The sequence below is a fragment of the Actinoplanes sp. NPDC023714 genome (assembly GCF_040639855.1).
Classification (GTDB): Bacteria; Actinomycetota; Actinomycetes; order Mycobacteriales; family Micromonosporaceae; genus Actinoplanes.
In genome coordinates this window covers 1,016,244-1,041,028 of sequence record NZ_JBFAAR010000001.1, presented here as the reverse complement: position 1 = coordinate 1,041,028, position 24,785 = coordinate 1,016,244, and the positions used below count along the sequence as shown (strand labels likewise).

Annotated in this window: 18 protein-coding genes; 3 read left to right on the top strand and 15 right to left on the bottom strand. The window is 71.1% G+C overall.

All coding sequences use genetic code 11. From position 1 onward, the window contains the following. Positions 1-194: 194 nt before the first annotated feature. Positions 195-1,976, bottom strand: coding sequence for a TIM barrel protein (locus AB0G10_RS04985; RefSeq protein ID WP_360916599.1), 1,782 nt, complete (start codon positions 1,974-1,976; stop codon positions 195-197). Positions 1,977-1,984: 8 nt separating this feature from the next. Continuing rightward, on the bottom strand, positions 1,985-2,641 hold the full coding sequence (locus tag AB0G10_RS04980) for a TetR/AcrR family transcriptional regulator (RefSeq protein ID WP_360916596.1): 657 nt from the start codon (positions 2,639-2,641) through the stop codon (positions 1,985-1,987). Between the two features lie 92 nt (positions 2,642-2,733). Between AB0G10_RS04980 and AB0G10_RS04975 the strand changes: the two genes are divergently transcribed. Further along, on the top strand, positions 2,734-3,546 hold the full coding sequence (locus tag AB0G10_RS04975; RefSeq protein ID WP_360916593.1) for a shikimate dehydrogenase: 813 nt from the start codon (positions 2,734-2,736) through the stop codon (positions 3,544-3,546). Between the two features lie 65 nt (positions 3,547-3,611). Next, a complete protein-coding gene (locus tag AB0G10_RS04970; RefSeq protein WP_360916590.1) occupies positions 3,612-4,997 on the top strand; it encodes an Nramp family divalent metal transporter in 1,386 nt (461 codons plus the stop codon). 243 nt (positions 4,998-5,240) lie between these two features. On the opposite strand, the gene AB0G10_RS04965 is transcribed toward AB0G10_RS04970, so the two are convergent. From AB0G10_RS04965 to AB0G10_RS04935, 7 genes are all read right to left on the bottom strand, one after another. Continuing rightward, a complete protein-coding gene (locus AB0G10_RS04965) occupies positions 5,241-6,116 on the bottom strand; it encodes a peptidase (protein ID WP_360916587.1) in 876 nt (291 codons plus the stop codon). Between the two features lies 1 nt (position 6,117). Next, positions 6,118-7,464, bottom strand: coding sequence for a VWA domain-containing protein (locus AB0G10_RS04960; RefSeq protein ID WP_360916584.1), 1,347 nt, complete (start codon positions 7,462-7,464; stop codon positions 6,118-6,120). Positions 7,465-7,971: 507 nt separating this feature from the next. Further along, entirely contained in the window at positions 7,972-9,060 is a 1,089-nt protein-coding gene (locus AB0G10_RS04955) for a VWA domain-containing protein (RefSeq protein ID WP_360916581.1), read from the bottom strand. Beyond that, a complete protein-coding gene (locus tag AB0G10_RS04950; protein WP_360916578.1) occupies positions 9,060-10,013 on the bottom strand; it encodes a VWA domain-containing protein in 954 nt (317 codons plus the stop codon). Before AB0G10_RS04950 ends, AB0G10_RS04955 begins: the two co-directional genes overlap by 1 nt. Continuing rightward, positions 10,010-10,888, bottom strand: a complete 879-nt coding sequence (locus tag AB0G10_RS04945; protein WP_360916575.1) for a DUF58 domain-containing protein — start codon at positions 10,886-10,888, stop codon at positions 10,010-10,012. Before AB0G10_RS04945 ends, AB0G10_RS04950 begins: the two co-directional genes overlap by 4 nt. A gap of 3 nt (positions 10,889-10,891) precedes the next feature. Further along, the gene (locus tag AB0G10_RS04940) at positions 10,892-11,881 is read right to left on the bottom strand and encodes a MoxR family ATPase (RefSeq protein ID WP_360916572.1); all 990 of its coding nucleotides are present in this window, start codon (positions 11,879-11,881) and stop codon (positions 10,892-10,894) included. Positions 11,882-11,898: 17 nt separating this feature from the next. Then, positions 11,899-12,819 (bottom strand): trypsin-like peptidase domain-containing protein, encoded by a 921-nt coding sequence (locus tag AB0G10_RS04935; protein WP_360916569.1) that lies wholly within the window; start codon positions 12,817-12,819, stop codon positions 11,899-11,901. A gap of 264 nt (positions 12,820-13,083) precedes the next feature. Between AB0G10_RS04935 and AB0G10_RS04930 the strand changes: the two genes are divergently transcribed. Continuing rightward, positions 13,084-15,072: an endo-1,4-beta-xylanase gene (locus tag AB0G10_RS04930; protein WP_360916566.1), complete on the top strand. Its 1,989-nt coding sequence runs from the start codon at positions 13,084-13,086 to the stop codon at positions 15,070-15,072. Positions 15,073-15,292: 220 nt separating this feature from the next. Here the strand turns inward: AB0G10_RS04930 and AB0G10_RS04925 are convergent, their stop codons facing one another. From AB0G10_RS04925 to AB0G10_RS04900, 6 genes are all read right to left on the bottom strand, one after another. Continuing rightward, the gene (locus AB0G10_RS04925) at positions 15,293-18,082 is read right to left on the bottom strand and encodes a DUF5682 family protein (RefSeq protein WP_360916563.1); all 2,790 of its coding nucleotides are present in this window, start codon (positions 18,080-18,082) and stop codon (positions 15,293-15,295) included. Beyond that, positions 18,079-19,191, bottom strand: a complete 1,113-nt coding sequence (locus AB0G10_RS04920) for an AAA family ATPase (RefSeq protein WP_360916560.1) — start codon at positions 19,189-19,191, stop codon at positions 18,079-18,081. Before AB0G10_RS04920 ends, AB0G10_RS04925 begins: the two co-directional genes overlap by 4 nt. 10 nt (positions 19,192-19,201) lie before the next feature. After that, complete coding sequence (locus tag AB0G10_RS04915; RefSeq protein ID WP_360916558.1) at positions 19,202-20,608, bottom strand: VWA domain-containing protein; 1,407 nt, start codon at positions 20,606-20,608, stop codon at positions 19,202-19,204. After that, a complete protein-coding gene (locus AB0G10_RS04910; RefSeq protein ID WP_360916556.1) occupies positions 20,605-21,951 on the bottom strand; it encodes a hypothetical protein in 1,347 nt (448 codons plus the stop codon). The genes AB0G10_RS04915 and AB0G10_RS04910 overlap by 4 nt, the downstream gene beginning before the upstream one ends. After that, positions 21,951-22,436, bottom strand: coding sequence for a hypothetical protein (locus AB0G10_RS04905; protein WP_360916553.1), 486 nt, complete (start codon positions 22,434-22,436; stop codon positions 21,951-21,953). Before AB0G10_RS04905 ends, AB0G10_RS04910 begins: the two co-directional genes overlap by 1 nt. A gap of 92 nt (positions 22,437-22,528) precedes the next feature. Next, the gene (locus tag AB0G10_RS04900; protein WP_360916550.1) at positions 22,529-24,784 is read right to left on the bottom strand and encodes an MMPL family transporter; all 2,256 of its coding nucleotides are present in this window, start codon (positions 24,782-24,784) and stop codon (positions 22,529-22,531) included. Position 24,785 lies beyond the last annotated feature (1 nt).

Sequence of the window (24,785 nt, the reverse complement as noted above, 5' to 3'; positions counted from 1 at the left end):
GGATCGTGAGCGGGACCGGACGTCCTGCCGGAGCCGCCCCGCGGAGCGGGACGGGCGCGGTGGTCGCGGGCCTGACCCGGCACCTATCCCGCAGCTCGCGCGGTGGCCCGGACCGGGCAGGGGCTCGCGGGGGACGATCGGGGGCGGAGGGATCCGGCCGGGACGGGCGCTCGTCTTCGTACCGAAAAGGAAGATCAACCACCGGAGAGCAGGCGGCTGTGGCGCTGGGCTGCCATCCGGACCGGGGCGTTGGGCTCGCCGAATCGGTCGTAGCCGGCGCGGCGCTCGACGATCTCGAAGAAGACGCGGCCGCCGAGGACCGGGGTGTAGAGGTGCAGCAGTTCGCCGCCGGCGGGGTCGCGGTCGTAGAGGATGCCGTGCCGGCGGAGTGCGGCGACGACGGCGTCGGGGAGGGCGAAGCGGGCCGCCAGGTCCTCGTAGTAGTTGTCTGGAACTGATAGGGGCGGCAGGGTCAGTTTTGCGGCCGTCGCGAAGATGTCGGCGGTGCTGAAGGCTACGTGTTGGGGATCGGACACGGCGGGGGCCCAGTCGCCGCGGCGGAGCAGGGCCGTGGTGAGCGCCAGGCGGAGGTGGCGGCCGTCGCCGGTCAGCGAGCGGGAACGCATCAGGCCGAAGGGGGCGGCGTACTCCTCGGTGGCGAGCGGTTCGAGGCCCAGCACCGTGCGGTAGAAGAGGCCGGCCTCGTCGAAGTTGTCGAACGGCTGCGCCAGGCCCAGATGGTCGGTCGTCAGCAGGCCGGCGCCCGGGGACGCCGAGCCGGTCGGCAGGAAGTCGTTGCGCCAGTCGTTGCCGGGATCGGTCACGAAGATGCTGGTGCCGTCCGGGGCGGTGATCGCCGCGAGTTCCGCTTCGCCGGGTTCGCGGGCGTTCGGGCGGGCCGGGGCGAGCAGGGCCTCGGCACGCTGGAGTGACTGGGAAGGATCGGCGGAGGTCACGGCGAAGGCGCTGATCGTGGCGGCCTGCGGGCGGGTGACGGCGCTGTTCAGCACGATGCGGCAGCCGGACTGTTCCCAGAGCTCGACCGGCTTGGTGCGGTGCTGGCCGGTGTGCGCGAAGCCGAGGCCGCGCAGGGCGGTGCGCAGCGACGGGCCGGAGTTGCCGTCGACGGCGAGCTCCGTAAAGGCATAACCCGAAATTTCGGGATTAGGTGGGATGGACCCTTCCAGCGCGATCAGCGAACGCATCGCGTCGACGGCCGTACGCGCCGGGTCCGACTGCCGGAACACGTCGTTGAAGACCTCCAGCGACAGCGGCCCGTCGTAACCCGCGGCCCGGGTCAGCGCCACGAATCCGGCCAGGTCGAAGCTGCCCTGACCGGGGAAGAGCCGGTGGTGGCGGCTCCACTGCAGAACGTCCATCCGCAGATAGGGCGCGTCGGCGAGCTGCAAGAAGAAGATCTTCCCGGGCGTGATGTCCGCGATGCCGTCCGGTGGCACGTCGCGGGAGAGCACGTGGAAGGAGTCGAGGCAGAGCCCGAGAGAGGGGTGATCGGCGAGCTGGACGATCCGCCAGGAGTGGTCCCAGGTGGAGACGTGCCGGCCCCAGGCGAGGGCTTCATAGGCGATTCGCACACCATTATCTCGCGCTGAATCCGACAAGTCGGAGAGCTGTTCCGCCGCCAGCTCGTCGTCGTCCATGGCGGCCGGATGCACCGACGAGCAGACCAGCATCGTCCCCACACCCAGCGCCGACATCACGTCGAACTTGCGCTGCGCCCGGGCGAGGTTCTCCTTGAGCAGCGCGGGCGGAACCGCCTCGAAATCGCGGAACGGCTGATAGAGCTCGATCGTCAACCCGAGGTCGTCACAGCGCTGCCGGATCTCCCGCGGCGACCAGGGCGACACCACGAGATCGTTCTCGAAGATCTCGATGCCGTCGAAGCCGGCCGCGGCGGCCGCCGTGAGTTTGTCGTCGAGCGTCCCGGAGACGCAGACGGTCGCGATCGAGCGCCGCATAAATCCTCCTATATGCGTAGATATCCGGTGACGAGATCGCCGAGCATGGTCCGGTAGAACTCGCGCCGCGCCGGGTCGAGCAGATCCCGGTCGAAGAGCGCCCCGAACGTGTGCCGGTTGGCGACCCGGAAGAAACAGAAAGAGCTGATCAGCATGTGTACGTCGAGAGCGTCCACGCCGGACCGGAACACCCCGTCGGCGGCGCCGCGCTCGAGCACCCCTTCGAGCAGCGCGACCGCCGAGCTGTTGAGGTCGACCAGGCCGGCCACGTGGTTCATGTGCTTGGCCTGCTGCGCGTTCTCCACCCCGACCAGCTTGATGAAGGCCGGGTGCGCCTCGTGGTGGTCGAAGGTGACCTCGGCGAGCCGGCGGACCGCGGCGACCGGGTCGAGGTGGTCGACGTCGACGGCCCGCTCGGCGGCGCGGATCTCGGCGTACGCCCTCTCCAGCACCGCGAGGTAGAGCTGCTCCTTCCCGCCGAAGTAGTAATAGATCATCCGTTTGGTGGTGCGCGTCCGGTCGGCGATCTCGTCGACGCGGGCGCCGCTGTAGCCCCGCTCGGCGAACTCCTCGGTGGCCACGTCGAGCAACTCGGCCCGGGTTCGCCCGGCATCCCGCCGCCGGACTCCGAGCATCGTCTTCTCCTGCGTCTTCTCCTGCGCCATGAGGCAAGTCTGCCGTGGGCCTTGACAGTGGTCCCCGTCACACCCGATAACTAACGTACCAGTTAGTACATTGATGAGCACAGGGGTGTGACGTGGCGGAGTGCCGGTGCGGACTGATCGGGGCGGGGATCGGCACGTCGCTGTCCCCGGCGCTGCACGAGGCGGAGGGCCGGTCACAGGGGCTCGACCTCACGTACACGCTCTTCGACTCACCCGATCTCGACGCGGCCCTGGCCGGGGCCGAGCGCGACGGATTCGCCGGGGTCAACGTGACCCATCCCTACAAGCAGCGGGTCATCTCGCTGCTCGACGACCTCTCCCCGCAGGCCCGGGCGATCGGGGCGGTCAACACCGTGGTCTTCCGCGACGGCAGGCGGTTCGGTCACAACACCGATGCGTACGGATTCTTCCGGTCGTTTCGCGCCCATCTGCCCGATGTCCCGCTGAGGCATGTCGTGCAGCTCGGAGCCGGCGGGGCGGGTGCGGCCGTGGCACACGCGCTGCTGGAGCTCGGCACCGAGACCCTCTCCATCGTCGACCCCGACGAGACGAGAAGCCACGATCTATCGGTCCAAGTCGGCCAGAAACCCGTCCGTGACCTGCGCCGAGCGATCGGAACCGCCGACGGCCTCATCAACACCAGCCCGATCGGCATGCACCACCACCCGGGGATCCCGCTGCCCGCCGAGCTGCTCCACCCCGGCCTGTGGGTGGCCGACATCGTCTACATGCCGGTCGAGACGGAACTGCTGCGCGCGGCCCGCGCGGCCGGCCTGCGAACCCTCGGCGGCACGGCGATGTGCGCCTACCAGGCGGCCGCCGCGTTCCAGCTCTTCACCGGCATAGCCCCGGACATCCCACGAATGCTGCGCCACCTGGACGTCCTCCTCCTGCAACGCACCTGAATCCGCTCTTCCCGAATCGCACCGCACCCCTCCTCCCTGCAACGCACCTGAAAGGGAGCGTTCCCATGATCACCGACACGACGACCCGGGAACTCCCGGAACCCCTCTCCCTCCGTCGCATGATCGGTCCCGGCATCGTGGCCGTGGGCATCGGCATGGCCGCCGGCGAGATCATCCTGTGGCCCTACCTCACCGCGATCGGCGGTCTCGGCCTGCTCTGGCTCGCCTTCACCACGCTGGCCGTGCAGTTCGTCATCAACATGGAGATCGAGCGGTACACCCTGGCGACCGGGCAGACCGCGCTCGCCGGCTTCTCCCGCTGGTGGAAGGGCTGGGGCATCATCATCTGCCTGGCCGGCGCCTTCCAGTACGTCTGGCCGGGCTGGGCCACGAGCGGCTCGACGGTCTTCACCTACCTGATCGGCGGCGGCGACCCGGTCTGGATCACGGTGGCCACCCTGGTGGTCGTCGGCCTGCTGCTGACCGTGTCCAAAGTGATCTACACGACGGTGGAGCGCGTCGAGTTCGTCAAGGTCGCGCTCACCCTCTTCTTCCTCGTCGTCGTCGTGATCTTCGTGATCTCGCTGGGCACGTGGGGCGAGGGTGCCAAGGCCACCGTGACCGAGTTCGGTCAGATCCCCGACGGCATCACGTTCACCCTCATCCTCAGCGCGATCGGGGCTGCCGGTGCGGGTGGCGTACACAATCTGGTCCTCAGCAACTGGATCCGGGACAAGCGCTACGGCATGGGGGCGCACGTGCCCCGGCTGATCTCCCCGATCACCGGTCAGGAGGAGGCGGCCGGCGCCGACCGCTACGAGTTCCCGCTCGACGACACCTCACTCGGCCGCTGGAAGGTGTGGTGGAAGCGGGCGAACACCGAGCACCTGGTCACGTTCGTGGCGGTCTGCTTCGTGACGATCAGCATCATGAGCCTGCTCGCCTACGAGACGCTCTTCGGTCGCGACGATCTCAAGTCGGACCCGTCCTTCCTCCGGATCCAGGGCGAGATCTTCTCCTCCGAGGTGGGCGGCTGGCTGCGCCTGCTCTTCCTCGCGGTCGCGGCAGTCTCCCTCTGGGCGGCGGCGATGGGCCTGCTCGACATCATCGGACGGCTCGCCTCTGACTTCCTGCGTCGCAACTACCTGACCGATTCCGCCCGCTGGACCGAGCCCCGCCTCTACCTAGCCGTCGTCTGGGCCGAGATCGTCCTCGGTTCCGCCATCCTGCTGGCCGGCTTCGACCAGCCGCTCGGCCTGCTGATCGTCTCGACCTGCGCCGCCTCGGTCGTGACACTGCTCTACTCGATCCTGCTGGTCCGCCTCAACACGCGCGACCTCCCGGCCCCGATCCGCATGCGGGGCTGGCGCCTGGGCGGCATGCTCATAGCGATCGGTTTCTACGGCTTCTTCGCGATCGCCATGGTCGTCACTCAACTCCAGCGCCTTTAAAACCATCATTCGTACGAACCACACCGCCCCGACCGCATCGGCGGCAGTCCCGTGGCGCACCACACCTGCGGCCACCTTCCGCCGGCTCACGCCGCCGCCGGCACCGGCGTTCCCGCACGCTTCTTCACACGCGCTGCCCTTGATCCCGACCTCTCGCCGGGATCAAGGGCAGCCGCGTCGGTCAGAGCCGGCGCCCGCGCGTGCCACGTCGCTCAGGGCCGGCGCCCGCGCGTGCCGCGTCGCTCAGGGCCGGCGCCTGCGGGTCCAGGAGAAGCCGACCAGACCGGCGATCGCGGCCAGCACGCCACCGCCGACCGTCCACACCCAGCGGGACGAGAACTCCGGCACCGAGAAACCGCTCCCGGTCTCCTCGGCCTCCTCCACCGGAGGCGCCGCGGTCAGAACCTGACCCGGACGGTTGACCGGAACCAGCGGCGCCTCCAGCTCACCCTGGTCGGCGCCGGTGTCCCCCTCCGGCGCGGTCAGCGTGAGGTCGACGTCGATCGGCAGACCGAGATCCTGTTCGGGCAGTTCGGTGCTGGAGAGCCGCACATAGTAGGTCCCCGGCAGCGGGTCGGAGTCCCACGGCTCGGCCCACGAACGTACCTGCCGCAACCGGCAGCCGAGCGTCAGCGACGACGCCCCGGTATCGGCCACCGGACTCTGCTCCCCCGCCACACACGCCTGCCGCCGGCGCAACCCGTCGAACACCTCGACGGTCCACGCCTGCGCACCCGTACGGCCGGAATCGGGCAGCGCCACGGTCGCCGCCAGCGTCGGGTTCTGCCCGGCCGAGGCGGTGAACGACCAGTAGAGATAGTCACCGGTCACCGCACTCACACGCGCCGGCTGATCAGGCGAGATCCCGACGGCGGTGAGGAACGAGGTGCCGGCGCTGCTCACGGCCGGCGCCGGCGAGGGGGTGGCGAGTCTCGTCGCCGGGCCCGCCAGGGTAGCCGGCTCTTCTGCGAGGCCGGCCTGGGCAGGCCCTTCCGGAAGGCCGGCCTGGGCAGGCCCTTCCGGAAGGCCGGCCTGGGCAGGCTCTTCCGGAAGGCCGGCCAGGGTCAGTGCCACGGCGGCGGTCAGGCTCGCGGTGGCGATCAGTCGAACGGCCCGCATGTCAGTTCTCCCTCCAGGTGGCGACCCACCAGCGGGTCAGCCAGCCGGCCAGGACACCGGCGACGAGGCCCGCGATCGCGAGCACGAAGAGCAGCAGCCAGCCGCGCCCGAGGCCGGGCGCGTCCGGGGTCTGCGAGGCGTCGACGAGGTCGATGCTCAGTTCGAGGGGCATGCCGGGCGCACCGGCCGCGGTCTTCGAGGCGAACGAGTTGCTGACGATCAGGCAGACGCTCTCCACGGCGTCACGCTCACCGCGTCCCGCATCGTCGCCCTCGGCACGCCCTCCGTCATCGCCTTCCTCCTCGCCTTCCTCATCGCCTTCCTCCTCGCCGCCCGACTTTTCGGATTTATCATCACCAGACCATCTCAGGCCCGTGGACAGCACGTCCGCCCGCCCACTCCCGGCGTCGACGCCCCGGACCAGCTCACGCCCGCCCTCGGTGGAGGCCTTCAGCAGCACCCCGTAGTCACGGTTCAGTTCCCGGTCGAGCGCGATGCTCACCGACGCCCGCAGTTCCTGTCCCGGCCGCACGGCGACCCGGTAGTACCGGTGTTCCCCGATCAGTTCCCGGTCCGTGTACACCCCGGCCGCCAGCCACGGCGCCTTCGTGCAATCCTCGGCGCCGGCGACGGTGGCCGGCACGACCGGTGGCGGCAGTGCGGCCCGGTCGACCACCTGCTTGATCCGTTCGGTGAGCTGTTCCTCGCTGTCCGCCGACGCGTACGTCCCGCCGGTCGCCGTCGAGATGCACACCAGCTGCTTGCGGGTCTTCTCGTCCGGGGTGAGGCCGAGCGTGTCGACCACGAGGCTGGTGCCCTGCGCCGCCAGTTCGCGGGCGACCGTACAGGGGTCGGGCGGGGTGCACGTGTCCTCGCCGTCGGTGATCAGGACGATCCGGCGTACCGAACCGGTGTCCCCCAGGTCCTCGGCCGCCTTGCGCAGCGCCAGCCCGATCGGCGTGAACCCGGTCGGCTTCAGCGTCGCGATCGCGTTCTTGGCGGCCACCCGGTTGACCGGCCCGACCTCGACGATCTGCTGGGTGTCCTTGCAACCCACCTTCTTGTTCTCGCCGCCGTACGTGGCCCCGAGCACCCGGATACCGAGCTGCGTGGTCTCCGGCAACGCGTCGACGACATCGTTGAAGGCCTGCTTCGCGACCGAGATCCGCGTCTCGCCGTCGATGTCGTCCGCCCGCATGGACCCGCTGACGTCCAGGACGAGCTCGACCCGCGGCGGCTCCACCCGAGTCTCCGGAACCTCATCGGCCGTGGCGGGCGAAGCACCCAACGCTACATTAGCGGCGATCAATCCTATTGCTGCCACAATGGACAGTTTCCTGTGGATCACGCGGCAAGATCATAAACACCGCCCCGCCCCCACGACTCCCCAACCCCCACCGGCTGCACCACAGAGCGACAAATCGACCGCCAACCCAGCCCTCAGCGCCAGCCAACGCCCACCAGCTGCACCACAGAGCCACAAATCGACCGCCAACCCAGCCCTCAGCGCCAGCCAACCCCACCAGCCACCCGAACAGACCCCAAACACCCCCAACCGGCTGCAGCCCATAGCTCCCGACACGCCGCGCGAACAACCACAGGCTGCAGCCCGCCCGGCCACCGGCTGCGGTCCATTGCCGGCGGGACGGCGGGCGAGACAGCGGCGGGACGGGCGGGCGGGCGGGACGGCGATACAGCGCGCGGCCGGCTTCGGAAAACCGGGACGGCCGGGTGGGGCGTGCGGGCACGCCGGGGCCGGCGGCGGCGTGAGCCGGCGGAAGGTGGCCGCAGGTGTGGTGCGCCAGGGGACTGTCGTTGATGCGGTTGGGGAGGTGTGGTTCGTACAAGAATGGGGTTAAGCGCGACGGATCGTCGGACCTCTGTTCCACCAGAGCGACAGGCCGATGCCCGAGCCGACGAGGAGGAAGCCGGCCAGCAGGAACCAGGAGGAGATCTCGACGTTCTGCCTGGTGAGGCCGAATTCGCTGGGCAGGTCGGCGAGGACGCCGGTGAGCTGTTCGGCGTCTTCGGCCTTGAAGTAGCGGCCGCCGGTGAGATCGGCGACCTGGGTGAGCGCCTCCTCGTCGAGGTCGCGGGCGCCGCCTCGGGCGCCGCCGCCGAAGCCGCCGCCTCCGAAGCCGTTGCCTCCGAAGCCGTTGCCGCCGCCGAAGGGGGAGTCGCCGTTCACCTGTTCGGCCGTGCAGACGAGTTGTTGCGGGTCGGTGGTGCCGAAGCCGATCGTGTAGACGCGCAGGCGCCGGGCCGCGGCCTCCTGGGCGGCGGTGACCGGGTCGACGCCTGTCGTGTTGGAGCCGTCGGTCAGGACGACGATCGTGTCGGCCTCGTAGTCGCCGGTCTGCGGCACCGTGTCGCCGAGGTCGACGCCGGTGGCGGCCACGTCCGGGTTGGTCTCGGCGATCGCGTCGACGGAGGTGAGGATGGCCTGGCCGATAGCGGTGCCGCGGGCCGTCTTCAGGGTGGAGATGGCGTCGAGCAGCGGCTGCTTGTCGGTGGTCGGCGGCACGAGCAGGCCGGCGATGCCGGAGAAGGCGACCAGACCGATCTTCGTCTCGCCTTCCTGGGCCTCGACGAATTCGCGGGCGGCGTCGGCGGCCACGGCGAGACGGTTGGGGGCGATGTCGGTGTTGCACATCGAACCGGAGACGTCGATGGCGAGCAGGATCGTCGTGTTGTTGGAGGGCACGGCGACCGAGGCCTGAGGACGCGCGACAGCGCCAGCCAGGGCGATTAATCCGGATAAAAACAGAAATATCGGGATGCGCCGCCTCCATGCCGTCCGACCCGGCAACGCGGCCCGGATCAGCGCGACACTCGAGACCGTCACGGCGCTCCGCTTGCGACGCCTGTTCAGGAACCAGCGCGCGGCCAGTAGCAACGGAACGATCAGCAGCGCGAGCAGCGCCCACGGCCAGCTCAGCGACATCAGACGATCCTTCCGTGCCAGCGGGTGCCGAGCAGCCCGCCCAGCGTGAGCAGGAGCAGGGCGGCCGCGGCGAACGGCGCGGTCAGCTCGAGCGGCTCCTTCTCGGTGGTGAGGCGCAGGTCGATCGACTTGGTGGTGTCGGCGAGCACGGCCGCGTCCCCGGCCGCGTGGTAGGTGCCGCCGGTGACCTGCGCGACCGCGGTGAGCAGCGACTCGTCGAGCGCGGTGCCCAGCTGGAAGCCGTCGACCTCGACGGTCCCGCCCTGGGCCGTGCCGACGCCGACGGTCTGGATGTGGACTCCGGCCGCGGCGGCGAGCTCGGCCGCGGCCTGCACGTCGGGTCCGCCGGTCTCCTCGCCGTCGGAGAAGACGACCATGGTGGCGGAGGGCCAGTAGCCGAGATCGGCCTGCGTCGACTCCAGCGACACCGGCTTGCCCGTTATCGTCCCGAGCCCGACCAGGATGGCCTGCCCGAGCGAGGTTCCGCCGCTCGCTTTCACCCGCTGGATCGCGGCCACGGCGGCGGCGTGGTCGTCGGTGGGCTCCTGGGTCAGCAGTGCCTGGTCGCCGAAGACGAGCACGCCGACGTCGACCGTGTCGGGCTGCTCCTCGACGAATCCGGTGGCGGCGGCCTGCGCCGCGGCGAGCCGGCTCGGCGCCACGTCGGTCGCCGACATGCTGTTGGAGACGTCGAAGGCGAGCAGCACGGTTCCGGAGACGCGCGGCACCGCGACCTGCGCCTGCGGCCGGGCCAGGCCGATCAGCATGACCGGCAGCGCCGCGAGCAGCAGGGCGTAGGGCAGGTGCCGGCGCAGTCCGCCGCCGACCATCGACCCGAATCCGGCGGCGCTCAGGGCCGCAGCTCGGCGCCGCTGCAGCGCGACGTAGCCGTAGACCGCCCCGGCGGTCACCAGCACGGCGGCGACCAGGACGAGGGGGTTCAGGAAGCTCATCGGCCGGACCGCCTCACCATGTCGATCAGCACGGCGAGCAGGTCCTGATCGGTGGTGACCCGGTGCGGCCGCACGCCGGCCTTCCGCATCGCGGCGGCGAGCGCGTCCTCGCGGGCGCCGACCTGCTCGGCGAGCCGGCCGCGGAGCAGCGGGTCGCTCGTGTCGACGAGGATCTGCTCGCCGGTCTCGGCGTCCTCGACGAGCACGAGGCCGAGGTCGGGTAGTTCCAGCTCGGCCGGGTCGACGACCCGGATCACCACGACCTCGTGCCGGTGGGTGAGCATCGCGAGCGGCCGCTCCCAGCCCGGGTCGCCGATGAAGTCGGACATCACGAAGATGAGACTGCGGCGACGCGAGGTGGTGGTCGCTGCTAGGCGGAGCATTTCCGACAAATCAGTGGTTGCGCCTTTTGAAGACACCCCATCCGTACGGGTCAACTCGCGCGCGATCCGCAGAATCTGATCCCGGCCTCCGCGAGGCGGAACGACCTTTCTGTCGACATTGTCGAAGAGGACCGCACCCACCTTGTTGCCGCCCTGGGAGATCAGTCGCGCCAGGCCGATCGCGAGCTCGGCGGCGATCGACTGCTTGCCCTCATGACCTCCGAACCGCATCGACGCCGACCGGTCGACGACGAACCAGGCGGTCATCTCGCGGTCTTCGGTGTACTGCCGGACGTGCGGCTCGTCGAGCCGGGCCGTCACGTTCCAGTCGATGTGCCGGACGTCGTCCTCCGGCGTGTACGACCGGAGATCGGTGAAGTCGAGCCCGGTGCCGTGCCACACCGTGCGGTACGCGCCCTGCAGGCGCCCGTCCAGCCGGCGCCCGAGCTTCCACTCGAGACGCCGCAGCAGACGGTCGGGGGCGGTCACCATGTCTCAGCGGCCCCCGCGCGGCTCGGGGAACGACAGGTTCGCCAGGATCTTCGAGATGATCAGGTCGGGGGTGACCTCGTCGGAGAGCGCCTCGTAGGAGAGCACGAGCCGGTGCCGCAGCACGTCGAGGGCGAGGTCGCTGAGGTCTTCCGGCACGACGTATTCCCGGCCGCGAATGTAGGCGAGGGCCCGCCCGGCGAGCACCAGGCTGATCGACGACCGGGGGCTCGCGCCGAACGTGACGTAGCGCGCCAGGTCGGTGAGCCCGACCCGGCCGGGCTCACGGGTGGCGTGCGCGAGCTGCACGGCGAAGTCGATGAGCGAGGGATCGACGTAGACCCGGTCGGCTTCCTGCTGCAGCGCGACCAGCGTCTCCGGATTGATGATCTTCTGGATCGCGGCGGCCGGGGCGAGCGCCCGCTCGACCACCACGAACTCCTCGGTCAGCGACGGGTAGCCGACGACCACCTTCATCATGAAGCGGTCGACCTGCGCCTCGGGGAGCGGGTAGACGCCCTCGTTCTCGATCGGGTTCTGGGTCGCCATCACGAGGAACGGGTTCGGCAGCTTGTGCGTCTCGCGGCCGATCGTGACCTGGCGTTCCTGCATGGTCTCGAGGAGCGCCGACTGCACCTTCGCGGGCGCGCGGTTGATCTCGTCGGCGAGCAGCAGGTTGGTGAAGACCGGCCCGAGCTGCACCTGGAACGCGCCGGTCGGCTGGTGGTAGACCCGGGTGCCGACGATGTCGGCGGGCACCAGGTCGGGGGTGAACTGGACGCGGTGGAAGTCGCCGCCGATCGCCTCGGCCAGGGACTTCACGGCGAGCGTCTTGGCCAGGCCGGGGACGCCCTCGACCAGGATGTGCCCGCGGGCCAGCAGCGCCACGATCAGCCGTTCGAGCAGGATGTCCTGGCCCACGATGGTCTTCTTGACCTCGTAGAGCACCTTCTCGATCGGCCCGGCGGAGGCCGCCGGCGCGTCGGTCCAGCTCATGAAACCGTCCTTTGTGCTCAGAGAGGAGGTGCTTGCCCGTCGCCGTCGCCGCCGCCGAGGGCCGCGCCGATCGGCACTGCGAAGCCGATGCCGATGAAGGTGCCCGCGTCGGTCGGGTTGGCCAGCGCCACGACGATGCCGACCACCTGCCCGCGCGTGTTGATCAGCGGCCCGCCGGAGTTGCCCGGGTTGACCGCCGCGTCGAACTGGATGAGGCCCGCGATGTCGGCGGAGTCGTCGCGGTCGAGCTTGCGGTCCAGCCCGGAGACGACGCCGCTGCTGGTGCTCCAGGCGAGACCGAGCGGGTTGCCGATCGCCACGACGTCGTCGCCGACCGCCACGCCGCCGCCGAGCACGGCCGGCACGAGCGTCTCGGGCAGCTTCTGCGGCCTGATCGTGGCGATGTCCTGCTCGTCGTCCTGACCGACGATCGCCGCGGAGGAACTGCTCCCGTCCGCGTAGGTGACCTTGATCGATTCGGCGCCGTCGATCACGTGCGCCGCCGTCATGATGGTGCCGTCGGCGTTGGCGATCACGCCGGTGCCGGTGCCGGCCTCGAGGTGGTTCTGCGAGTCGTGGCCGGCCGTCTCGATCACCACGACCGACGGCGTCAGCGCCTGCGAGACCTCGGCGACGGTGAGGGGCGCGTCCGAGGCGGAGGGCGAGGCCGAGGGGGCGGCTGCGGCGGGGTCGGTGGTTTCACCCCGATTCTGTACGAGGACCAGCGCCGTGAGGGCGACCGCCCACACGACGACGACCGCCACGAGGATGCGGCGACGCCGTTCCGGCGTGTTCCACCGTCTCCTGGCCCGCGGCGCCTCCCCGGTCGTGTCCGGCGCCTGCTCCCCCGTCGTGCCCGGCGCCGTCGCCCCCATCGCGCCCGGCGCTCTCTCCCCCGGAGGCGGATCCTGCTCGCCCCCCGGGCGGAGAACCGTCATCACGGCACGACCGCCACAGTCTGCATTACTCAAACCTAGAAGCGATTTCTAAGAATTCGCCATGAGAGTTCTAATGGTTTCCCGAACGCAGATAGTTCCAAATCGACTTAAAAACGGCGACGCCGCCACCAATGGGAGCAGGCCCTCCTCACCGTTCTCAGCGGGGCCGGAAACAGTTCCGTCACCGCGTTGTAATGGGAGCGCTCCCATGTAACGATGAGCGTCACTTTTCTTCGTACCCCCCTCACGCGAAGGACCACGCAGATGCGCGCTCTCGCGCGACTCGCCGCGGCCACCCTCCTGGTCGCGGCCCCCGTCGCCGCCGTCACCGTCGCCACCACCGCGAGCGCCGCCGAAGATCCCGCCCCGATCACGGTGTTCACCAGCGACTTCGAGGACGGCACCGCCCAGGGCTGGGCCGGGCGGTCCGCCGAGACGATCGCCCACAGCACCGCCGTCGCGCACGGCGGGACCGGCAGCCTCGCCGTCTCCGGGCGGACCGCCGCCTGGCAGGGCCCGTCGCACGACGTGCTCGGGACGTTCGAGAAGGGCACCGCCTACACGATCTCCGCTTGGGTACGGATGGAGTCCGGCTCGGACAACGCCCGGCTCAGCGTGGAGCGCCGCACCGGCGAGGTCGCCTCCTACGACCAGGTGGTCGGCAACACGGCCGTCACGGCGGGCGGCTGGACCAACCTGACCGGCCGGTACACGCTCGCCACCGACGTCGACTTCCTCCGGGTCTACGTGGAGACGGCGTCGACGACCGGCTCGTTCTTCCTCGACGACGTGACCGCCTCCTACGTGCCGTCACTGCCGATCCAGACGGACATCCCGGCGGTCCGCGACGCGGTCACCGCGTTCCCGGTCGGCGCCGCGATCACCGGCGCCGAGATCGTCACCGACCACGGCGCGCTGCTCCGCCGGCACTTCGACTCGGTGACGCCCGGCAACGCCCTCAAGTGGGACGCCACCGAGCCGTCCGAGAACACCTTCACGTACGCCCAGGCCGACCCGCTGATCGCGTTCGCGAAGACGAACGGGCTGGCCGTCCGCGGGCACACGCTGGTGTGGCACAACCAGACGCCGTCCTGGGTGTTCACCGGCGCCGACGGGCAGCCGATGACCGCGACGGCCGAGGACAAGGCGCTGCTGCTGTCCCGGTTGGAGAACCACATCCGCAACGTGGCCGGGCACTACGGCTCCTCGATCGGCGTCTGGGACGTCGTCAACGAGGTGATCGACGAGAACCAGGCGGACGGCCTGCGGCGGTCGACCTGGTACACCGTGGCCGGGCTCGACTACATCCGTACCGCCTTCCGGGTGGCCCGCGAGGTGCTGCCGGACGCGAAGCTGTTCATCAACGACTACAACACCAACGTGCCGGCCAAGCGGGACAAGCTCTACAACCTGGTCGCGCAGCTCAAGGCCGAAGGCGTGCCGATCGACGGCGTCGGCCACCAGATGCACATCAACGTGAGCTGGCCGTCGATCGCCGAGACCGAGGCGATGATCCAGAAGTTCGTCCCGCTCGGCGTCGAGCAGCAGGTCACCGAGATGGACGTCAGCATCTACACGAACAACGGCGAGAGCTTCCCGGCCCCGCCCGCCGACCGGCTGCTGCAGCAGGCGTACGTCTACCGCGACATGTTCGCGCTCTTCACCCGCTACGCCTCGGAGATCACCTCGGTGACGCTGTGGGGCCTCGCCGACGACAACACCTGGCTCGACACCTTCCCGGTCACCCGCAAGGACGCGCCGTTGCTCTTCGACACCCGCCTCCAGGCGAAGCAGGCGTACTGGGGCGTCGTCGACCCGTCGAAGATCGGCGTCTCCCCGTCCCCGTCGTCTTCGTCGGTGTCCCCGTCCCCGTCGGTCTCGTCCTCGCCCTCCTCGTCGCCGTCTTCTTCGCCGTCTTCTTCCTCAGGGAATGGCGGGTGCGCTGTCACCTATCGCGTGACGGGCAGCTGGCCGGGCGGCTTCCAGGGCGACGTCAAGCTCACCAACACCGGCTCCTCGGCGGTCAGCGGCTGGAAGCTGGCCTGGCAGTTCACCGGCGGCCAACAGGTGGCCCAGCTCTGGAACGGCACGGCGACCCAGTCCGGCGCCGCCGTGACCGTCGCGAACGCCTCCTGGAACGGCACCCTCGCCCCGAACGCCTCAACCTCGGTCGGTTTCCTGGCGAGCTGGACGGGCAGCAACCACGCCCCGACCGCCTTCACCCTCAACGGCACCACCTGCGCGGTCCTCTAGTCCACCACTCCACAGGTGCGGGGCCGGCCCGGCCAGGGGGGTTCGGCCCGGCCCCGCACCAACTACCGCTCCCGGCGGTGGGACGAGGAGCAGCCCCTCCCCCACCGCCGGGTCACACACGGCCGGCATCACCGCGGCACGGGCGGGACCGCAGCCTCGCCGAGGCCGCCGCCGTCGCTGGTGTTCGGGGCGGCCTCGGCGAGGCGTGGGTTCTCTCTCCTCAGGCTGTGATCAGGTGGGCCACCGCCTCTGCCGTGCCGGGATGGGCGGCCAGGAAAGCGGCCACCGCGTCGGAGGGTCCGGGCTCGGCCGCCTCGGACCAGGTGCCCGGGGCGCCGCCGAGCAGGGCCGCCACCGCGTCGGTGGTGGCCGGGTGGGTTGCCAGCAGTGCGAACACCGGGCTCGGCCGGCCCGCGCCGGCGGGTGAGGGGCCGGGGCGGGGCCTGGCGGGGCGGGCCAGCCAGGGCGGGGTCCACGCGTCGAGGGCGGGCAGGGCGGCCGGGAAGGTGCGCCCCGCCTCCCTGGTCAGCACCGGGATGAGCTCGGCCGCCTGGGATTTCAGGGTGGTGATCAGCGTGGGCAGCCATGGCAGCAGCACCGGGTCGGGCAGCCGGCCGAACGCCTTCGACAGGGTCTCCACGACGAACGGCGCGAGCCTCGGCACCGGTTCGAGCGCCTGCACGAAACCGCTGACGTACTGCGGGAACGCCGGCACCACCAGCGGGTTGGCGAGCAGGTCGTCGACGCGGGCGCGGAGGTCGGCCATCGGCAGGTCGCCGAGCTGGTGACGGGCGGCCCAGAGCAGGGCGAGCTTGGCCGGCGCCTCCGGGTGGGACTGGCGGACCGCCAGCTCGAGTTGCGTACGGTCACAGCCCAGCGACAACGCGAGGCTCTCCATGCTGAACAGGAAGCCCAGCATCGCCCCGACCTGACGCACCCCGGTGTCGTCGTCGACGAAGGCTGTCGGCAGCAGGGTGCAGTAGTGCGCGTACCCCTCGGTCACGAACCGCTCGCACCAGCCCGGCAGCTCCGGGCGGGTGGCGCGGTAGTGCGCCATCAGCCGGCGGATCCGGCGGAGCACGGCCGGCGCCTCGTCGACAGTGCGCTCGGCGGCGAGCAGCTCCACCGCCCGGGCGCCGAGCTCCTCGGTGAGCCGCGGACTCTGCAGGAAGAGCAGGGAGTCCTCGACGGCCTTGAGCGCCGTCGCGGCCGTCGCCTTCGGGTCCCAGGCGGACCGGCGCAGGCGCTGCTCCAGCACCTGCTCGACGGTGACGCCCTCGTAGCCCAGCTCGATGATGGTCCGCTGGTGCCGGCCGAGGTCGAGGTCCCAGCTCTCCTGGATGTGCTTCTCGCCGAGCCGCCGCGACCCCATGATGGGCCGGACCGCCTGGTCGGGGAGCAGGTAGCGCAGCATCCAGAGCAGCCGGGAGCAGGCCGCCAGCTCGGGGCGGGCGGCGAGGTCGAGCAGGGCGCGCTGGATCGTCCGCTGTTCGAGGTTGAGCCCGAGCGGGGCGAGCCGGTCGTAGACGTCGCGGGCCAGCGGCGGCAGGGCGTCGTAGCCCACCTGGCCGATCCGGTCGCCGCCGAGCAGGATCTCGCAGAGCCGGCGCACGTCGCGGCGGCCCGGGACGGTGTCCTTCTCGATGCAGGTGACCGCCGCGTCCTGGAAGTCGTACGGCGTGGGCCGCCGCCTCCCCCGCATCCCGGCGAGCAGCACCGACGTCTCGAACACCGCGATGGCGTCGGCCGTGCTGGCGAGGTAGCCGTTGCGGCGGGCCAGCCGGACGATGTCGACGCACCAGGTGCGCAGCTCCTCCTCGTCGAGCCCGTCGAGCGCCGGCGGCCCGGAGAGGTAGCCGCTGAGCTGGTCGGTGACCGGGCCCGCGGCGACCGGCGCCGGGGTCTTGCCGCGGCTGCTCTTGCGACCGCCCAGCGCGAACGGCTTCACCCCACCGCGTAGCAGCGATTTCCGCCAGGTCGCCGCCGCGATCGAGACCGAGCCCGGCGCCAGGCCGAACTGCGCCTCGATCGCCGAGTGGCTGGACGGGATGAGCCCGTAGAGCCACTTCGTCGCGGTCCGCCCGGTGATCGCGAAGTCCGGGGTGCCCGGCTCGGAGCCCGCCTCGGCGACCCGGCTCGACGCGTGGAAGGCGCCGCAGATGAAGAGGCAGTCGGCCCGGTCGGCGCCGGAGGCCGCGAGGTGCTCGCGGATCCGGGTCCACATGTAGCGCTCGCGGTCCTCGTCGGTCGCGAACCGCCGGGTGTCGTGCGGGTCGAGCCGGCGGAAGAGGCTGCCGACCATGAACATGACCTGCCGGTACGTCTCGTGGTCGGCCCCGGCCAGCGGCTGTTCGACGTATTGGTCCCACCACTCCGACCAGTGCCGGACCCGGCCGTGGTGCAGCAGGTGCTCCTCCAGCTCGGCGAAGCGCGGCCGCAGGTCGCCGATCTCCACGCCGACCGCGTCGCCGTGCAGGTCGTCCTCGGGCTCCTCGCCGGGGTGCGCCTCGACCGAGGGCTGCCACTGGAAGACGTGGTCGGTGGAGCGGTCGACCAGGACCAGTTCGACGCCCGGGGTCTGCAGGGCGTACGCGATCGCCTGGTATTCCGCGGACGCCTCGGTGATCGGCGCGACGACGCTGAGCGGCGCCGACTCGACCGGGAAACCGTCGAGTTCGGACGCGAACGCCTGGAGCGCCACCGGCAGCCGGCAGTTGCGCAGCTCGGTGAGGAGCGGCGCGAGGTCCTCGCAGAGTTCGAGATAGATCACCTTGGGCTGTTTCTCGCGCAGCCGCCGGGCCATCGCCAGCGCCGAGGCCGGCGAGTGGTGGCAGACCGGGAAGATCTCGAGCGGCTCGCGCAGGGCGAGCGCGACGTCGTCGACCATCCCGGTCAGGATCTCGGGCAGCGCGGCCGGGCCGCCGGCCAGCGACTCGGCCGCGCCGAGCAGCTGATCCCGGAGCGCGCCGAACGGCCCGCCGCCGGCCGGGGAGACGAGGGATCCGCTCACGAGAGGGTCGCGATCGCCTGGCGGCCGCCCTCGAGGAAGCCGTCCCACTCGCCGCCGTTCTCCCGGCTGCGCGGCTCGACCACGCCGTGCCAGTACTTGTTGAGGATCGCCAGGTCTTCCGGGCTGCGCCGGGCCAGCGAGCCGACGAGCGAGCCGGCCAGCGTCTCGGCGGTGAGCGTCGCGGCGCCGAAGAAGTTGCTGTGCAGGATCGCGTCCTCCAGCACGCCGATCTGCTCGGCCGTGGAGAGCGCCGACTCGAGGCGCTCGTCGTCGCTGGTGGCCGAGCCGGCCGCGGCGCGCAGGTCGGCGAAGCTCTGCAGCAGCACGTCGAGCAGGGTCGGCGGGACTTCCAGCTCGATGTTGTGCCGGCGCAGCAGCTCCTCGGTGCGGAAGCGGACGATCTCCGCCTCGCTCTTCTTGTTGGTGACGACCGGGATGCGTACGAAGTTGAACCGCCGCTTGAGCGCGGACGAGAGGTCGTTGACGCCGCGGTCCCGGCTGTTCGCCGTCGCGATGATCGAGAAGCCGGGCTTCGCGAAGACGATGTTGTCGGAGTCGAGCTCGGGGATCGAGACGTACTTCTCCGACAGGATCGAGATGAGCGCGTCCTGCACGTCGCTGGTGGACCGGGTCAGCTCCTCGAAGCGGCCGATCACGCCGGTCTCCATCGCCGTCATGATCGGCGACGGGATCATCGAGGCGCGGGACTGTCCTTTTGCGATGACCATCGAGACGTTCCACGAGTATTTGATGTGGTCCTCGGTGGTGCCGGCGGTGCCCTGCACCACGAGCGTCGAGTTGCGGCTGATCGCGGCGGCGAGCAGCTCGGCGAGCCAGCTCTTGCCGGTGCCCGGGTCGCCGATCAGCAGCAGGCCGCGGTCGGAGGCGAGGGTGACGATGGAGCGCTCGACGAAACTCCGGTCGCCGAACCACTTCGGGCTGATCTCGCGGTCGAGGCCGTCGGCGCGCTCCGAGCCGAGGATGAACAGGCGCACCATCTTCGGGCTGAGCCGCCAGGAGAACGGCTTCGGGCCGTCGTCGATCGACTCGAGCCAGTCCAGCTCGTCGGCGTACTTGAGTTCGGCGGGGGCGCGCAGCATGTCGGTCATGGGGTGTCTCCTAGAAGGCGAGGAAGTTCTTGAGCTCGATCACGAGCTTCTGGATGCGGCCGGAGAGGACCGGGGTGCCCTGGTCCTTGAACCGCTGGCGGAACCAGGGGTTGACGCTCTGCTGCCCGCCGCTGCTCACCGAGCCGACCGGGATGAAGCGGGCGCCGGAGCGGTGGATGGCGGCCATCCCGTCGAAGACGGCCTGCTCCTTCCACTCGTAGAAGTCGGAGATCCAGACGACCACGGTGTTGCGCGGGTCGGCGATCTTCGGCCGGGCGAGGTCGAGCGCGGCGGTGCCGTCGGTGCCGCCGCCCAGCCGGGTGCGGAGCAGCACCTCGAACGGGTCGTGCACCCACGGGGTCAGGTCGAGCGCCCGGGTGTCGTAGGCCACCAGGTGGACGTCGACCTTCGGCAGGCCCGTGAAGATCGAGGCGAGGATCGTGCAGTTCACCATCGCGTCGACCATCGAGCCGGACTGGTCGACCACCACGATGAGCCGGGCCGGGGTGACCCGTTTCGCGGTCTGCTTGTAATAGAGCCGGTCGACGAGGAGGCGTTCCTCCTCGGGGTCCCAGTTGGGCAGGTTCTTCCAGATCGTGCGGTCGATGTCGAGGTTGCGGTAGACGCGTTTCGGCGGGATCGACCTGTCGATCGTGCCGGTGCTCGCCTGCGCCACCTGGGTGCGCAGCACCTCGGCCACCTCGTCGACGAAGCGCCGGATCAGCGCTTTCGCGTTGGCGAGGGCCACGCCGTCCAGATTGTCCTTGTCGCGCAGCAGCTGCTCGATCAGCGACATGCTCGGGGTGAGCTGTCTCGCCAGCCGCGGGTCGGCCAGCACCTCGCGCAGCCGCATGCGGCTGACCAGGTCGGCCTCGATCGCCGCGAGGCACGGCCCGAGGTCGGCGTGGAAGCCGCTGCCCGGCCCGGTGCCGGCCGCGCGCCCGCCACCCGTCCCGGACGGAGAGCCACCGGGACCGCCGCCGGAGGAGGAGGACGGGGAGGACGAGGAGGAGGAACCGCCGGGACGGCCGCGCAGGGTGCCGGGCCGGCAGCCGAGCGCCCGCTCGAACCAGCCGGCGTCGGCCTGCCAGCGGGCCAGCTGACCGGCCGTGACGTCGCCCTGACCGGTGCCGAAGACGTTGAGCAGCAGCTTGGAGACGAGGGCGGCGCGGCGGACCTCGTCGCCCGGGTCGTCGCCGGCGCCGCTGAGCAGACCGTCGAACTCCGCCTCGAGCTGCGGGAACCGCTGCACCACGGTGTCCAGCGAGACGGACGGGTCGAGCAGCGCGGCGGGCAGGCCGAGGTCGTCGACGATCGCCATGCTGCCGGACTCGAGCGCGGGCTGCTCGTCGGGGTCGAAGAGCCGGGCCAGCAGGCGCCAGTAGAGGACCTGGCGGCGGTTCTCGGTGGCGGTCATCGGCGCAGCAGCCTTCCCGCGCGCTCGCGCAGCACGTCGACGGCCGTGCCGGCGACCGCCTCCGCCTTCGCGGCTTTCGCCTCGGTGGGGCCGAGGGCCCAGTCGGCGGTGGACACCGTGACCGCCTTGCGTTTCACCGTGGCCTGCACGGCGAGTGGCTGCACCGACCAGCTCCCGGCGTCCCAGCGCAGCAGCCCGACGCAGGCGGTGGACGCGGCGATCAGGGCCGGGGTGAGCGGACCGGCGGCGGGCAGGCGGTCGAGGTCGACCGGGAGGGTGACGCCGTCCACGACGAGCGCGTCGGCACCCGGCGTGTAACCCTCCAGCAGGACCGGCTCGGCGATCAGGGCCGGGTGCCTGTCGAGCGGCGGGACGGCCGCGGCGGTCGCGGCGCCGAGCAGCACCCGGGCGGTCGCGAACACCTCGGCCGGCTCGCCCGCGGCGGCCCGGGACTCGTCCCAGATCAGGTCGCCGCCGATCAGGGTCAGGCCGCTGACCTCGGCCGAGCGCTGCCCGGCCAGCACGGCCCGGAGGACCGGGAAGGCTCCGAGCATCCGCCAGGCGGACGGCCCGGTGATCGTCTCGACCTTGGGAGCGGCCACCGAGACGCGCACCACGCGCGCCTCTCCCCCGGCCGTCTCGAGCAGGCCGTGCGCCTGGACCCGGAAGACCGTGGGGTGCTCGTGCAGGTCGGCGCCGAGGAACAGCAGCCGGCCGTCGACGGTCTCACCCGCGGCGGCCGGAAAGCCCTCCTGCGAGAGGAGCAGCGCGCGGGACCAGAGGTCGGCCCAGCGGCGGACCGGGATCCGCTCCAGCGTGGCGACCGGCGCGGCGGCCCGCAGCTCGGCGGCGAACCCGTCGAGCAGGACCGCGAGGCGGGCGGCGGCCGGGTCGGCGAGCAGCGCCTGCACGGTCGGCGAGCCGGCCGCGGCCAGCTCGTGGTCGACGCCGTGCCAGCCGGCGATCGCCAGCTCCCGCAGCCAGGACCGGCTGCCGGCGGCCACCAGGACCGGGCCGGGCGCCGGAGCCGGCGCGGGCCGGCGCTCGCGGCCGAACGGGGCGAGCAGCGCGTCGTGGGCCGCGCCGAAGAGGGCGGCCCGGCAGCCGGCCAGCACGGCCAGGTGCTCGTCGGTCACCGTCCCGGCGATCAGCTTGCCGATCGAGTCGGCCACCCGGTCGCCGAGCGGCGATCCGGCGAACGCGCCGGTCAGCGCCTCGAGCGAGGCGGCGCGTTCCTCGTCGATCCGGGCCAGGCCGTGGACGAGGGCGTCGTCGAGGCCGTCGGCCAGGGCGAGCGTCTCGGTCAGGCCGGCGGGCCGGGCGCGCAGGGCGTCGGCGAGCATCAGCGCGCCACCCCCGGAGCCGGGAACCACTGCAGCTCGGGCAGCGGGTCGGTGGTGGGCGGCAGCTCGAGATAGGACAGGTGGCGCAGGAAGCTGCTGAACACCTCGGCCGCCCGGCCGGGGGCGGCGACCGGGTGCAGCCCGGTGATCAGGTCGGCGTCGTCGGCCACCTCGATGCGCAGGTAACGCGCGACCCGGCCGGACCCGTACTGCAGGGTGGCCTCGGCGAGCAGCGAGCGCAGGTGGTTGCACGGGTAGGACCCGCTCAGGCCGCCGCAGGGACGGTTGTTGTTGGTGTTGCAGCTCAGGCCGTGGTCGCCCGCGGTGATCGAGGAGACGTAGACCCGGGAGACGTCGGAGCCGCTCGACACCACGCCCTGCAGCCGGCCCTCGGCGAGCTCGAGGAAGGGCACCTTCGCCAGTTTGCGCGGCCGGACCGGCTCGATGACCGGGGCCGAGCTGCGGCGCTCGTAGGGGATGCTCATGGGGCGTAGTTGTATCGGAGGGGTCCGACAAAAACGTACCCGGAAGGGGCCGGCTGGTCGCGCACCCGGCGCGACCAACCGACCGGCGTCGATCAGACGTGCTCGCGCAGACCCAGTCGTGCGTGCAAGGCGCGCAGCGGCTTGGGCGCCCACCAGTTCCACCGGCCCAGCAGGCGCATGAACGCGGGCACCAGCACCGGGCGCACCAGCAGCGCGTCCAGGATGATCGCGAGCGCCGCGCAGAGGCCGAAGAACTGGATGAACGACACCCCGGAGACGAGCATGGCCAGGAACGACACCGAGAGGATCGCGGCGGCCGCGCTGATCACCCGGCCGCTGTGCGACAGGCCCTCCACCACCGCGGTACGCAGGTCCGCCCCCTGGCGATGCCGCTCGATCACCCGGGACAGCACGAAGACCTCGTAGTCCATCGACAGCCCGAACGCCACGCAGAACAGCAGCACCGGGATCGCCACGGTCAGCGGTGTCGCGGTGAAGCCGAGCACGCCGGAGAGATGCCCGTCCTGGAAGATCCAGACGGCCACCCCGAAGACCGAGCTCATCGTGAGCAGGTTGAAGACGAGCGCCTTGATCGGCAGGAGGACGCTGCCGGTCAGCAGGAAGAGCAGCGCGAACGTGGTGATCGCGATGAGGATCAGCGCGTGCGGGAGCCGGCCGCCGATCGAGCCGGTGATGTCGACGAGCTGGGCGGCCGGTCCGGTCACCATGACCGGCACCTCGGCCGGCACCGGGACGTCCCGGATCGCGCGCGCCAGTTCGGCCCCCTTCGCCGAGTACGGCTCGACGTCGCTGAGCACCGAGAAATAGGTCGCCCACTTCCCCGAGGCGAAGGTCCGCGGATGCGCGGTCATCGCGCCGGGCACGGCGGTCCCGTGCACGAACGTCCCGGCCATGCTGTCCACCCGGGCGACCCCGTCGACCTGGGAGAGCCGCGCCGCGTAGACGGCGGCCCGCCCGATGCCGTTCGTGCCGGTGCCCCACCGCTCGGCGACCACGACGGTGGCTCCGCTGCCGGTACCGGCGAACTCGGTGCGCATCGCGTCGGCGACCACCCGGCTCTCCGCGTCCTTCGGCAGCACCCGGTCGTCGGCGATGCCGAACTTGATGTGGGCGAAGGGCGCGGCGAGCGCGAGCAAGATCAAGATCACGGGTACGGCGGTACGGAACGGCCGCCGCATCACGTGCCCGGCGACCCGTCCCCAGAACGGCGCGTGCCCGCCCGCGGAGGTCCGCCGGCGCAGCACCGGCCACTTGTCAATCCGGTCCCCGAGCAGCACGAGCAGGGCCGGCAGGACCATCAGGGCGGCGCAGACCGTGGCGATCACCACGGCGATGCCGGCGTAGGCGAACGAGCGCAGGAAGTACTGCGGGAAGACCAGCAGGCTGCAGAGCGCGACCGCCACGGTGGCCGCGCTGAACACGACGGTGGACCCGGCCGTCCGCATCGTCGTGGCCAGCGCGGCGTACTTGTCCGGGTCGCGGAGCCGCTGTTCCCGGTACCGGGAGACGAAGAGCAGGCTGTAGTCGACGGCCAGGCCGAGCCCGAGCGCGGTCGCCATGTTGACGGCAAAGACCGACACGTCGGTGAAGACCGCCAGCAGGCGCAGCGTCCCCAGGGTGGTGAGGATCGAGAAGATGCCGATCAGCAGCGGCGCGCCGGCCGCCCAGACCGTGCCGAAGACCAGCAGCAACAGCACCAGCGTGATCGGGATGGCGATCGCCTCGGCGTGGGCGAGGTCGGTCGTCACCTGCTCGTTGATGTCGTTGTTGACTTGGGTGAGGCCGCCGAATTCGATCTTGACGCCGGCGGTGGGCGCGGCTAATTGATCATGCAACGCCAGGACGCGGTCGGCGCTGACGTCCTCGTCGCCGTCGACCCGGGCGAGGATGACCCCCTTGTCCCGGTCCCGGCCGGCCAGCTGCGGCACCGGCTTCTTCGGATTCCAGTACGACCCGACCACGGTCACCCCGCCGGTCGCGGACAGCCGCTGCATCACCCGGGAGGCGGCCGCCACCACGTCGGCGTCGTCGACCGACCCGCCGGGCTTCGAGACCATCACGACCAGGTTCGGATCGGCCGCGTGGAAGTGCTGGGCCAGCCCGTGCCGGCCCTTCACCGACTCCGAGCTCGGATCGTCGAAGCCGCCGGTCTTGAGCGACCCGATCAGGTCGCCGCTGAACACGATCGCGGCCACCGCCAGCAGCAGGGCGGTGACCAGCACGGACTTGGGACGGCGCGTGACGAGCCGGACCACCGGCCCGGTAGCCGGGCCGGTGGTCGCGGTGGGCCGGGCGATCTTCGCCCGGCGAGGGGTAACCGATGTCATC